Origin of the sequence: Caldimonas brevitalea, assembly GCF_001017435.1 — a bacterium.
GTDB classification, from domain to species: domain Bacteria; phylum Pseudomonadota; class Gammaproteobacteria; order Burkholderiales; family Burkholderiaceae_C; genus Caldimonas; species Caldimonas brevitalea.
Window position 1 is genome coordinate 3188902 of sequence record NZ_CP011371.1, and the last position, 13806, is coordinate 3202707.

The following is a 13806-nucleotide window of genomic DNA, read 5'->3' on the forward strand; positions in this document are numbered from 1 at the left end:
CTGTCGGCCCGGCCCCACGCCTTCAGGCTTGCCACCTCGGCGGGGTCGAGCAACTGCAACAGACCCAATGGGCTCGACAGCCGATCGGCCAGCTGCAACAGCGCCAGCCTGTAGCGCTGCAGCCACTGCCGCGCGGCGGCGTCTGCCAGGCGCTGCGGATCATGGCTCAGCTCCAGGCGCAACCGGGCGCCCGGCGACACGGCCAGCGTCACCGGATAGTGGGTGTGGGATCGCCCTTGCAGCCGTTCGAAGCCAAACGGCAGCGGTGCTCCGTTCAGCGCCGGCATTGTCGGGGTGTTCTCGAACACGAAAAGACTGTCGAACAGCGGCTCGCCGCCGCCCAGCTCGCTGCAGCCTTGTATCGTCCACAGGGGCAGCTGTCCGTGCTGGCGCGCCTGCAAGCCTTCGTGCTGCAAGGCCTGCAGCCAGTCCTGCACACGCTGCGCCGGCTGCAGGCGGGTGCGCATGGGCAGCGTGTTGATGAACAGGCCCACGGTCTGCTGGGCCGCCGGCAACTCGGGTGGGCGCCCTGCCACCGTCATGCCGAACACCACTTCCTCGCGGCCACTGTGTGTCGCCAACAGCCAGGCCCAGGCGCCCTGCGCCAGGGTGTTGAGCGTCAGGCCGTGCGCTTGTGCCGCGGCCTTCAGGCCTTGCGTCTCGGTTTCGTCCAGCCACAGCAGCTGTTCGACCGCGTCGGCGGCGCCATCCGTTTCGGGGGCTCGCAAGCCCAGCGGCGTGCGCTCGGCCACGCCGGCCAGCAGCTCCCGCCAGTACTGTCGTGCCGGCTGTTCGTCCTGTTGCTGCAGCCAGCCGATGAAGCTCGCATAGGCGGGCGCCGGTTCGAGCGATGGCGCCCGACCCTCGGCAAAGGCCTGGTAGCTGACGGCGAACTCGCCCAGCAACAGCGAGTAGGCCCAGGCGTCGAGCAGCAGGTGATGGCAGCTGAGCACGAACAGGTGTTGCTGTGGCGCGATCTGGATCAGGCGGAACCGGGCCAAGGGCGCACGGGCCGCATCGAAGCCTTCCCGCTCCCGCTGCAGCAGGGTGTCGAGCGCCAGCTGCTGGTCGGCCGCGCTGCGACCACGCCAGTCGAGCGTCTGTGCGATGCCCGGCTCATGCCGGTACACCACCTGCAGCGGCCCGTCGCCCTCGCGCTCGATGAAGGCGCTGCGCAGGACCGCATGGCGCTCGGCCAGGGACTCCCACGCGCGGACGAAGGCACCTGTGTCCACCGGCCCGTCGAGCCGGTAGCGTTCCTGCATCAGGTACAGGCCGCTGCCGGGCTGCAACAGGGTGTGCAGCAACAGGCCCTGCTGCATCGGTGTCAGCGGGTAGACGTCCTCGACCTGGCCCCATTCGAGCGGCAGCGCGTCGAGGTCCGATTGCTGCAGCCGGGCGAGCGGGAAATCGCTGGGCGTTGCGCCGGCGACGGTTTGCAGCTGGTCGATCGTCGCGCCCAGCCGCGCGATGAACGCCTCGGACAGGCGCTGCAAGGCCTCGCCGCCGAGCAACTCGCCGGCGCAGACCCAGTCCACCGACAGCGTGTCGCCGAGCACCTGGGCGTCGACCTCCAACAAATGGCTACGACGTTCGTCCGGGCGCCGGGTGGCACCCGGCGACTCGTCGGCCAGCGCGAACAGCGCGTCGCCGCGGCTGCCCTGCTCGAACTGGCCCAGGTAGTTGAAGCACACCTGCGGCGCGGCCAAGGCGCCGAGGCTGCGCCGGCTGTCGTCGTCTCCGAGGTAACGCAGCAAGCCGTAGCCGAGGCCCTTGCCGGGCACCGAGCGCAACTGTTCCTTGACCGCCTTCAAGGCGAGGATGGGGTCATCGCTGCCAGGCACGAGTCGCACCGGGAAGCGGCTGGTGAACCAGCCGACGGTGCGGGAAAGGTCGAGGTCGTCGAACAAGTCCTCCCGCCCGTGGCCCTCCAGCTCGACCACCACGCCGGGACGGTCTCGCTCCGCGCACAAGGTGTGCGCGAGCGTCGCGATCAACACCTCGTCGACCCGGGCCCGCAGCGCTGCGGGTGCGTCCGCGAGCAGGCGCCGGGTGCGCTCCGCATCGAGTTGCCCGCGCACGCGTCGCGAGGCGGCCAAGCTGTTGTCCTGTACCGTCTCGGTCCACAGCGGCTCTGCCGCACCGGCTTCCAGCCAATAAGAGAGTTGCTGGCGCAGCGCCTGCGAGCCCGCATGTCGAGACAGCCGTTGCGCCCACGAGGTGTAGGGGCTGCTAGGCGGCGGCAAGCTCGGCGGCTGAGCGCTCGACAGCTGAGCACAAACGCGTTCGAGGTCGTCGAGCAGCACACGCCACGAGACGCCGTCGACCACCAGGTGATGGATCGCCAGCAGCAGGCGCTGCGGGTGGCCGGCGCCCAGGTCGACCAGGGCAGCCCGCCACAAGGGGCCGCGCTCCAAATCGAGCCCGGCTTGCAAGCTGTCGCCTTGCGCCTGGAGGGCGGCAGGCCAGGCCGAGGGCGGCTGAGCCGACAGGTCGGCGCAGCCGAGATCTATCGTCGTGTCGAACCCGGCCAGCCGCTGCTCCCAACCACCGGCCGCCTGAGGCGTGAAGCGCAGGCGCAGCGCGGAATGGGCGGCGGCCACCGCCTGCAGCGCCTGTTCGACCACCGGGGGCGCGAGCCGGCGATTCAAGCGCAACACCACCGCCTGGTTCCAATGGTGCGGCGCGCGGAACTGTTGTTCGAAGAACCAGCACTGGATCGGTGTCAGCGGTACTACGTCGTCGACGCCGGGTTCGGCGTGCGCTGCCACCTCAGCCCTCAACGGTTGCGCCACGGCGGCCGCCTGTGCCACCGTCTGATGCTCGAACATCTGCGTCGGGGTCAACCGCCAACCGCGCTGCCGAGCCCGCGCGATCACCTGCAGGCTCAGGATGGAATCGCCACCGATCCGGAAGAAGTTGTCGTGCACCCCCACCCGGGCCAGCCCGAGCACCTCCTGCCACACCGCCACCAGCACCGCTTCGGCCTCGGTGCGCGGCGCGACGGGCTCGAGGCCGACCTCGGCCTCGGGCGCCGGCAGCGCCGCCCGGTCGAGCTTGCCGTTGGGCGACAGCGGCATGACGTCGAGCCGCACCAGCGCCGCCGGCACCATGTGTTCGGGCAGCGCGGCCCGCAAGAAAGCCCGCAGCGTTTCGGTCTCGACGGCCGGCTGACCGGCCGCCACCCAGTAGGCGGCCAAGCGCTTGTCGCCCGGCCGGTCCTCGCGGGCCACGACGACGGCGCGGGCGACGCCGGGGTGGGCCAGCAAGCGAGCCTCGATCTCGCCCAGCTCGATGCGAAAGCCGCGGATCTTGATCTGGTGATCCAGGCGGCCGAGGTAGTCCACCGCACCGTCCGCACGGCGGCGGGCCAGGTCGCCGGTCTTGTACAGGCGTGCGCCCGGCTGCGCCGAGTAGGGGTCGGGCACGAAGCGCTCGGCCGTCAGCGCCGGCTTGCCGAGATACCCGCGCGCGAGCCCCACCCCGCCCAGGTACAGCTCGCCGGCCACCCCCACGGGCAGCGGCTGCAACGCGGCGTCGAGCACGTGCAGCGAGGTGTTCCAGATCGGGTGCCCAATGGGCACCGAGGTGGCGTCGGCGTCGTCACGGCGGCAGGTCCAGTGGCTGACGTCGATCGAGGCCTCGGTGGGCCCGTAGAGGTTGTAGAGCGCGGCGTCGGGCAGCGTCGCCAGGCAGCGCTGCTGCAATTCGTGGGGCAAGGCTTCGCCGCTGCAGATCACGCGCCGCAAGCTCTGGCAGCCGGCCGAGGCAGGGTCGTCGAGAAACGCCCCCAGCATCGACGGCACGAAATGCAGCGTGGTGACGCCGCGTTCCCGGATCAAGGCGGCCAGCCGTTCGCTGTCGCGGTGCTCGCCCGGGGCGGCCACCACCAGCGCGGCGCCGGTCATCAAAGGCCAGAAGAACTCCCAGACCGACACGTCGAAGCTGAACGGCGTTTTCTGCAACACCCGGTCGCGCCGGTCCAGGCCATATTCGGCCTGCATCCAGGCCAGCCGGTTGAGCAGGCCGCGATGCGGCACGCCCACGCCCTTGGGGCGGCCGGTCGAACCCGAGGTGTAGATCAGATAGGCGAGGTGCTCGGGGTGCAGATCGGGCGGCGGGAGCACCGCGGCGCCCTCCCCGTCGGTGTCCGGCGCGTCGAGCAGCAGCCGCGGTGGCGCAGCCTCGCCGGCTTGCCAGGGTGTCGTGCGGGTGGTCAGCAGCAGCACCGGTTGCGCGTCGTCGCACATGTAGCGCAGGCGCTCGTCGGGGTAGTCCGGGTCCAGCGGCAGATAGGCGGCGCCGGCCTTCATCACGCCCAGCAACGCCACCACCATCTCGGTCGACCGCTCCAGGCACACGGCCACCACCTGATCGGACCGCACACCCCGGCCGCGCAATCGAGCGGCGAGCCGGTCGGCGCGCCGGTTCAGCTCGCGGTAGCTCAGCACCTGCTCGCCGAAAAACAGCGCCGGTGCCTCCGGCGTCGCGGCGGCTTGCTGCTCGAACAGCTGGTGCACGCCGACCACCGGCGGCGGCGGCACGGCGGCCCCCTGGCCGGCGTCGAGGGCGGCTAGTGTCTCGTCCACGTCCATCAGCGCCAGCTGGTCGAGCCGCGTCTCGGGAGCCTCGACGATGGACTGCAGCAAGCGCTCGAAGTGACGCGCCATGCGCTCCACGGTGGCGGCGTCGAACAGGTCGCGGGCGTAGACGAAGCTGGCGTCGAGGCGCTCGCCGTGGTCGGTGATCTCGAGCGTCAGGTCGAACTTGGCCGTGTCGCGCGGCGTTTCGACCGGATCGACCGTGAGCCCCGGCATCTCGAAAGCCGGGCGCGGGGCATGCACCAGCAGCATCGCCTGGAACAAGGGGGCATGCGACAGTTCGCGCGCCGGTTGCAGCGCGTCGACCAGGTGTTCGAACGGCAGGTCCTGGTGGGCCTGCGCGGCGGCCAGGCGTGCCGCCTGTTGATCCAGCAGCGTCTCGAAGGGTTGTGCGCCGTCGAGCCGGGCCGGCAGCACCAGGGTGTTGGCGAACAGGCCGACCACCCCCTGCGTCTCGGGCCGCTCGCGGTTGGCGATCGGGGTGCCGACGCGGACCTCGCGTTGACCGCTGTAGCGGTACAGCCAGGTCTGAAAGGCGGCGAGCATCAGGCCGAACAGTGTCTTGCCGCGGCGGCGCGCCAAGGTGCGCAGGCCGGCGGCCAGCGCGGGCGGCAGCGGTCGCGTCACCTCGGCGCCTCGATAGCTTTGCCGGGGTGGGCGGGCCCGGTCGGCCGGCAGCGCCAGCAGCGGGTGTTCGTCGCCCAGCTGTTCTTTCCAGTAGGCAAGCTGGTCGGCGAGCGTGTCGGTGTCGAGCGCCTCGCGCTGCCACGCGGCACAGTCGCCGAACTGGACCGGCAGCGGCGGCAGTGCTGCGGCGGGTCCGCCACTGTGTTCGCGGTAGAGCGCGCTCAGCTCGCGGATCAGGATGTCCATCGACCAGCCGTCGGCGACGATGTGGTGCAGCGTCAGCCACAGCCGGTGCTCGTCGGCGGCGGTGCGCACCAGCGCGGCCTTGAGCAGGGGCGCTCGCCCGAGGTCGAAGCGGCAGCCGGCCATCTCGGCCGCGATGTGTTGCAGGCCGGCCTCGCGCTGCGCGGGGCTGGTATCGGCCAGGTCGAGCCATTGCCACGGCAGCTCTGCAGTGGCCGCCACCACCTGCCGTGCGCTGCCCGCTTCGTCGACGACCGACGTGCGCAATGCGGCGTGCCGCTGCACCAGGGCCTGCAGCGCGCGGTGCAAGGCCTCGCGGTCGAGCCGGCCCTGCAGCCGCAGCGCGGTGCAGATGTTGTAGACCGGGCTCGGACCTTCAAGCTGGTCGAGGAACCACAAACGCTGCTGCGCATACGACAGCGGCACCACCGTGTCGCTTTCGGGCCGCGGCACGATGGGCAACATCGCGGGCGACAGGCCGCGCTCCCGCAAGGCCTGGCGGAAGGCTTGCCGCTTGGCGGCCGGCAGCTGCACCAGGCGTTCGGCGATCTGGCGCAAGGCTGCGGGGTCGTGGGAGACGTTCAGGTCCGGTTTCAAGGGGTCTCCTGTTCCAGTGCGTCCAGCAGTTCGGTCATGGCGGCGAGTGGATCGTTGTCAGACGGCGCAGGCGCGGCGGCCGCAAGGTGTTCGGCCAGTTGGGCGACGGTGGGCCGCTGGTAGAGGTCGGCGATGCCGAGCGGCAAGCCGGTGGCGGCCCGCATGCGCGCCACCGCGCTGGTGGCGAGCAACGAATGCCCGCCCAGCGAGAAGAAGTCGTCGTCGACGCTGACCTCCTCCAGCTGCAGCAGCTCGGCCCAGACGGCGGCCAGGCGCCGCTCGAGGTCGTTGCGGGGCGGTGTCGCGCGTTTGGCGGCCGGCTCGGCCGCGTCGGCCAGCAAGGCCTTGCGGTCGAGCTTGCCGTTGACGGTCAGCGGCAGCGCCGGCACCGGCGTGCAGCGGGCCGGCACCATGTAGTCAGGCAGGTGGTCCCGCGCAAACGCGCGCAAGGTGTCGGGGTCGAGCCCGGCGTCGCCGACCACCCAGGCCAGCAGTGTGGCCCCGCCCTGCCCGTCCCGCTGGGCCAGCACCGCCGCGTCGCGCACGCCGGGGTGGCGGAGCAACGTCGCCTCGATGTCGCCCAACTCGATGCGGAAGCCGCGGATCTTGACCTGCTGGTCGGCCCGGCCGAGGTATTCGATCTCACCGTCGGCCCTGCGGCGCGCCAGGTCACCGCTGCGGTAGAGGCGCCCGCCGGGCTCGCGCCCGTGGGGGTCGGGCACGAAACGCCCGGCGGTCAGGTCGCCGCGGCCGAGATAGCCACGCGCCAGGCCGGCGCCGCCGACATACAGCTCGCCCGCCACGCCGGGTGGCACGGGGGCCAGGTTGTCGTCGAGCAGGTAGAGCCGCAGGTCGTCGAGCGGGCGCCCGATCACGCTGCCGGCTCCTGCGTCGGCCGACGACAAGGTGCGCCGCGTGACGTGCACCGTGGTTTCGGTGATGCCATACATGTTGACGAGCTGCGGGCGCTGGTCGCCAAAGCGCGCGAACCACGGTGCGAGCCGGGCCGGGTCGAGCGCCTCGCCGCCGAAGATCACCAGTCGCAGCGCGAGGGGCGGCGGCGGGCTGGCGGCGCACAGCGTTTCACTCAGGCGGTAGAACGCCGAGGGGGTCTGGTTCAGCACCGTCACCGCTTCGCGCTGTAGCAGCGTGGCCAACGCCGCGCTGTCGCGCGCCACCTCCAGCGGCACCAGCACCAGGCGGCCGCCGTGCAGCAGCGCGCCCCACAGCTCCCAGACCGAGAAGTCGAAGGCGCAGGAATGGAACAACGTCCAGACGTCGTCGGCGCCGAAATCAAAACCGCTGCAGGTCACGTCGAACAGCCGCAGCACGTTGGCCTGCGTCACGGCCACGCCTTTCGGGCGGCCGGTGGAGCCGGAGGTGTAGATCACGTAGGCGAGCTGCTGCGGCTGCACCCGCGGCGGCAGGTCGTGGTCGGGCTGGTCGGCGGTCAGCGTGCGGATGTCGTGCGCGCGGACGGCGGGCGGCAGCGCGGGCAGTTCGCCGCGGCCGGTGTGCAGCAGCCAGCCGGCCCCGCTGTCCTCGAGCACCTGCCCCTGACGTCCGGCCGGGGCGGCGGTGTCCAGCGGCACATAAGCGCCGCCGGCCTTGAGCACCGCGAGGATGGCCACCACCAGTTCGTGCGACCGGGGCAAGCACAGGGCCACCTTGCGTTCCGGGCCGACGCCCAGCGCCACCAGCGCGTGGGCCAGCCGGTTGGCCTGGCGGTTCAGCTGGTCATAACTCAGCCGGGCATTGCCGTAGCACAGCGCCACCGCGTCCGGCGTCGCACGCGCCTGGCGTTCGAAGCGGGCCGCGAGCGTGTCGTGGACCGGATGCGCCAGGCAGGCCTCGGCCACCTGGTTGAGATACGCCTCGCGCTCGGACGGCGGCAGCAGGCAGACGCTGCCGAGCGGCGCTTCGGCGTCTCGCGTGAAGGCCGCCAGGACCTCGCTGAACTGGTCGGCCAGCGCGGCGACGACGTGGGCATCGAAACAGTCCTCCCGCCAGACGAACTCGAAGCGCAGCGGCTCGCCGGGATAGACCGTGAGCGTCAGCGGCAGGCTCAGCGTCTCCTGCGCCTGCACCGCCTGCAAGCCCCAGCGGGCCGCCAGCCCTTGCGATGTGGCGGCATCGACCGGGTAGTTCTCGAACACGAGCAAGGTGTCGAACAAGGGCGTTTGCGGTGCGAGGCCGCACAGGCGCTGCACGTCGGCCAGCTGCGATTGCTCGTGTTCACGCAAGGCCAGGTTGTCGGCCTGCAAGCCCTGCCACCACCGGTGCAGCGACATCGCGGCCGGCAGGCGCACCCGCAGCGGCACGGTGTTGATGAACAGGCCCAGGGTGCGCTGGGCGTCGGGCAGTTCGTGCGGTCGCCCGGCGACGGTGATGCCGAACACCACGTCGCGGGTGGCGCAATGGCCGGCGAGCACGGCGGCCCACGCGGCCTGGATCAGGGTGTTGAGCGTCACGCGGTGACGGCGGGCGACCGCGGCCAGCGCGTCGCTCGTGCTGCTCGCGAGCGTGTGGCCCTTGCGTGCCATGCCGGTGGCGGCGCCGGTCGCCGGCGCCTTGCCGGCGACGGACTGCAGCAAGGTCGGCCGCTCCAGGTCGGCCAGTTGGCGCCGCCAGTACTGTTCGCCGGCGGCGGCGTCCTGGCGCGCCAGCCAGGCGATGTGCTCGCGGTAGGCTGGTGCGGCCGGCCAGGTCTTCGACGTGCCGTCGCACAAGGCCGCATACCGCTCGAACACCTCGCCGAGCAGCCGCGCGCTCGACCAGCCGTCGAGCAGCAGATGGTGGCGGGTCCAGACCATGTGCGAGCCGGCACCGGTGTGGATCAGCGTCACGCGCATCAGCGGTGCCTGGTCGAGGGCGAAGCCGGTCGCCAGGTCCTGCTGCAAGAACGCCGGCAGGTCCGGTTCGTCGTCCGATTCGACTTCTCGCCACGGCATCGACGCGCGCGGCAGCACCACCTGGTGAGGCTCCTGCAAACCGTCCCAGACGAACACGGTGCGCAGGATGTCGTGCGCTGCGATCGTGTCGTCCCAGGCCTGGCGGAGCTTGGCGGTTTGCAGCCGGCGACCGAAGCGGCAGTGCAGCTGGTTCAAATACAGCCCCTGACCGCGGTCGCCGAGGCTGTGGAACAACAAGCCGGCCTGCAGCGGCGCGAGCGGGTAAAGGTCGAGCGCGTCCGGCCAGCGGGCCAGCACCGTTTGCAGCTGTGCGGCGGGCAGCCGGGCGAGCGGGAAGTCGGCGGCGCTGGTGATGTTGGGCTGCCTGCCGGCGGCCATCAGCCGACCTTCCACCTCGGCCGCCAGGGCCTCGATCTCGGCGGCGCTGTGCAGCGCGGGGCACCAGGTGAACGCAAGGCGCAAACGCCCGCCGTAAAGGTCGGCGTCGATGTCGAGCCAGTGACTGCGCTGGTTGCGGGGACTGCGGGTGGTGGACGGCTGCGTGTCGGCCAGCTGCAGCCACGCCCCACCCTGCCCTGCGTCGATCCGGCCCAAGTAGTTGAAGCAGATCCAGGGCGACGGAAGATCGGCGAGCGGTGATGCCGAGCCGTCGCCCGGGTAGCGCAACAAGCCCCAGCCGAGGCCCTTGCCCGGTACCTGGCGCAGCTGCCGCTTCACCTCCGCCAACGGATGCTCGCCGCCGGGCGCAAGACGCACCGGGTAGCGGCAGGTGAACCAACCCACCGTCTGCGACGTGTCGAGGTCGTCGAACACCGGCTCGCGGCCGTGGCCTTCGAGTTCGATCACGACGGCGCTGCTGCGCTGCCACTGGCACAAGGCCGGCGCCAGCGCCGCCAACAGCAGCTCTTCGACGCTGCAGCGCTGCGCAGCGCTGGCTTGCAGCAAGGCGGCGGCGGGCAACTCGAGCTGGTGACAAGCGGCCGCGTGATAGGTGTTGCGCGTGTCGCTCGGCGGCGCCGTGGCCACTCCGTCGAAGACGCCGCGCCAGAACGCCACTTCGTCATGCCGGGTCGCGCCGAGGCGGCTCAGCCGGCGCGCCCACTCGAGGTAGTCGCCCGGCACCGGCGGCAAGGCCGGCGTGGCCGATGCCGCCAGCTGCTCGTACGCGTCTTGCAGTTCGGTCACCAGCAGCCGCCACGAGACGCTGTCGATCGCCAGGTGGTGGGCCGCCAGCATCAGCCGCTGCGGACGGTCGGGGCCGAGATCGGCGTGGACGGCGCGCAGCAACGGGCCGCCGGTGAGGTCGAAGCTGCGCTGCAGCGTTTGCTCGGCGTCGAGCCAGCGGCGTTCGGCTTCGTCGTCGGCCAAGCCGGCGAGGTCGAGCCGCTCGAGCAAGGGCGCGGCCTCGACCGGTGAGGCCGCCTGGCGCCATCCGGACGCCGCCGTGCGCGTGAAGCGCAGCCGCAGTGCGGCATGGCGTGCCACCAGGCATCGCAGGGCCGCTTCGAGCCGTGCCGGGTCGAGCCGGCGGGGTGTGTCGAGCCGCAGCGCCTGGTTCCAGTGTGCGGGCTCGGGCTGCTGCAGCGAGAAGAACCACTGCTGGATCGGCGTCAACGGAGCATCGTGCGCAGGCGGCGGCACGGTGGCTGGGCCGGCGCCCGGGACGGGCCGGGCGAGCGCCGCGAGCTGCGCGATGGTGGGATGTTCGAAGACCTGCTTGGGCGTCAGCTTGAAACCCCGCCGGCGTGCGCCGGCGATGATCTGCAGGTTGAGGATGGAGTCGCCGCCGAGGTCGAAAAAGTTGTCGTGGATGCCCAGGTCGGTGCGCCCCAGCACGGCCGCCCAGACTTCGGCCAGCACCTGCTCGGCCTCGCTGCGGGGCCGCTCGGCGACCTTGGCGGGCGCCGCCTCCGGCTCGGGCAGCGCCCGCCGGTCCAGCTTGCCGTTGGGTGTCAGCGGCAAGGCGGGCAGCGCCAGCAGTGCGGCGGGGCACAGGGCGTCGGGCAGCCGCTGCGCCAAGGCCTCTCGCAACGCGGCGACGTCGAGCGTCGCGGGCGTGGCATAGGCGAGCAGACGGCCTTCGCGCACGACCACCGCCGCGTCCTGCACGCCGGGCAGCGCGCGCAAGGCGCTCGCCAGTTCGTTCGGCTCGACGCGCCAGCCGCGGATCTTGACCTGCTCGTCGGCACGGCCGAGGAAGTGCAGCAAGCCGTCTTCGGTGCGGCAGACGCGGTCGCCGCTGCGGTACAGGCGTTGGCCGGGGTGCTCGGGGTCGGGCACGAAGCGATCGGCAGTCAGGTCGGCGCGGCCGAGATAACCGCGCGCCACGCTGGCGCCGCCGATGTACAGCTCGCCAGGCACACCCGGGGGCACGGGTTGCAAGGCGTGGTCGAGCACGCGCAGGCGGACACCGGGCAGCGGGCGGCCGAGCGGCAGTTCGGCCGCCGGTGTGTCGGGGGCGGCCTCGAAGGTGAGCACGCCGACCGTGGTTTCGGTCGGCCCGTAGTGGTTGACGATGCGCAGCGTCGGCGCCAGTTGGCGCAGCCGTGCCAGCAGCGCCGGGGCAGCGGCCTCGCCGCCGAGCACCAGGGTCTGGCGCGGCAGGCAAGGCGCGGCGGCGGCCAGTAGCCCGGCGAGGTGGCTGGGCACGATCTTGAGCACGTCGATGGCTTGCTCGCGCATCCAGGCGGCGTAACCGTCGGGGTCGAAGGCCAGCGGTGCCGGCAGCAGGTGCAGCGAGCCGCCGCTGGCCAGCGCACCGAACAGCGTGGTGTGGCCGAGGTCGGCCGAGACGGTCGAGACCATCGCATGGCGGGCGCCGGGGGCCAGGCCGAGCCGCTGTTGCAGGCCGGCGGTGTATTGCGCCAGGCCGCCATGGCTGAGCACAGCGCCCTTGGGCGTGCCGGTGGAGCCGGAGGTGTAGATCAGGTAGGCGCTCTGGCCGGGCGGCGGCGGCGCCGGCAGGTCGGCCTCGGGCAGCGTGGAGGTCGCCCCATCCGTCTCCAGCCCTGCCGGGAGCGTGCGCACGGCCATCCCCTCGGTCAGGCGGGCGGCCAGGTCCGCGTCGGTGGACAGCAACCAGCGCGCGCCGCTCGCGGCGAGCAGTTCGCGCAGCCGTTGGACCGGCTGGCTCGGCTCGAGCGGCAGGAAATGGCCCCCGGCCTTGAGCACCGCCAGCACCGCGACCCCATAGGCCGCGCTGCGCGGCGCGGCGATGGCGACGCAGCGTTCCGGCGCCACGCCGGCCCCTGCCAAGCGCCTTGCGAGCTGCGTGGCGCGGGCTTCGAGTTCTGCGTAGGACAGGCTCGCGTCCTCGCCCTGCACTGCCAGCGCCTCGGGCTGCAAACGCGCCCACTGCGCCACCTGGGCCACCAGCGGCACATAGGCCGAGGGCGGTTCGTCGACCACAACGGGGGCAGCGCCGGTCACCGGCACGACCAGGTCGTCGAGGGTGCTGTCGACTTGTGCGAGCACGCGCTGCAGCAGCCCCTGGAGTTGACGCGCCAATGTGGCCACGGCCGGCTCGCTCAGTCGCGCGCGGTCATAGGCCACCACCAGCTGCGGCTGGGCACCGGGCACGAACACGAGGGTCAGGGGGTAGTTGTTGCGACCGCCGGTGGTGATCGGCTGGCCTTCGGCACGCGGCGGTGCGTAAGGCCACGCGCGCAGTTCGGCCTGGGCGTCGCTGAGGGCCGCATCGACGGGGAAGTTCTCGACCACCACCAGCGACTCGAACAAGGCTTGCCCGCTGACACCAGCCAGCGCTTGCAGTCGCGCCAACGGCAGTTGCTCATGCTGGCGCAGCTGCGCGTTGTGAGCCTGCAGCTCGCGCAGCCAGTCGCCCACCCGCGTGCCGCCCGGGGTGGCGACCCGCAGCGGCAGCGTGTTGATGAACACACCGGCCATCTCGTCGGCGCCCGGCAACTCGGGCGGTCGCCCTGCCACGGTGACGCCGAAGCACACCTGCCGCTGTCCGCTGTAGCGGCTCAGCAGCAAGGCCCACACGCCCTGGCAAAGGGTGTTGAGGGTGACCCGCTCGCGTTGCATGAACGCCTGCAAGGTGGCCGCGCTCGGCAGCGGCAGCGCCAGTTCGGCCCAGCGGGCCGCCGGCGTTTCGGCGGGACGCGGCAGGCGCAGCGGCGTGGGGCCTTCCAGGCCGGCCAGTTCGGCGCGCCAGAAGTGTTCGGCGGCGGCGACGTCCTGGCGTTTGAGCCAGGCGATGTAGTCGCTGAACGGCCGCGCCGGTGCCAGCTGCGGTGCGCGGCCCTGGCTGCGGGCCTGCAAGCTCTGCAGCAGGTCGCGCAGCACCAGCGCATAACTCCAGCCGTCGAGTGCCACATGGTGGTAGGCCCAGCGCAGCAGCCAGCGGTTGTCGGCCAGTTGCACCAGCACCAGCTCCAGGTCGGCGGCGTGGCGGAAGTCGTAGCCCTGCACGCGGCGCTCGCGGCACCAGGCCTCGAGGCGGGTGGCCAGCGCCGTGTCGTCCAGCGCATCGGCACGCCAGTCGAGATGTGTCACCGTGACCGGCCGCTCGCGGTAGACGATCTGCACCGGCGCGCTCACCTCCTCCCAGCGGAAGTCGCTGCGCAGCACCGCATGCCGCGCTTGCACGTCGCGCCACGCCTGCTCGAAGGCGACGGGGTCGAGCCGGCCCTGCAACTCGAGCAGGTCGACGCTGAAATATGGGTCGTCGCCGGACTCGCCCTGCTCTCGCGAGTGGAACAGCAGCCCTTGCTGGGCGGTCGTCAACGGATAGATGCCGACGATGTCGGCCTTGCGGCGTGGCGGGCGGGCGGCGGGCGCAGACTGCAGAGAGGGGGCCAAGG

General features: G+C 72.0%; 1 protein-coding gene and 1 pseudogene. Both read right to left on the reverse strand.

All coding sequences use genetic code 11. From position 1 onward, the window contains the following. Positions 1-83 precede the first annotated feature (83 nt). Positions 84-5936 (reverse strand): annotated as a pseudogene (locus AAW51_RS31355) (amino acid adenylation domain-containing protein); the annotation flags it as partial. 128 nt (positions 5937-6064) lie between these two features. Continuing rightward, positions 6065-13804: a non-ribosomal peptide synthetase gene (locus tag AAW51_RS13835; RefSeq protein ID WP_053013557.1), complete on the reverse strand. Its 7740-nt coding sequence runs from the start codon at positions 13802-13804 to the stop codon at positions 6065-6067. Between the last annotated feature and the right edge of the window lie 2 nt (positions 13805-13806).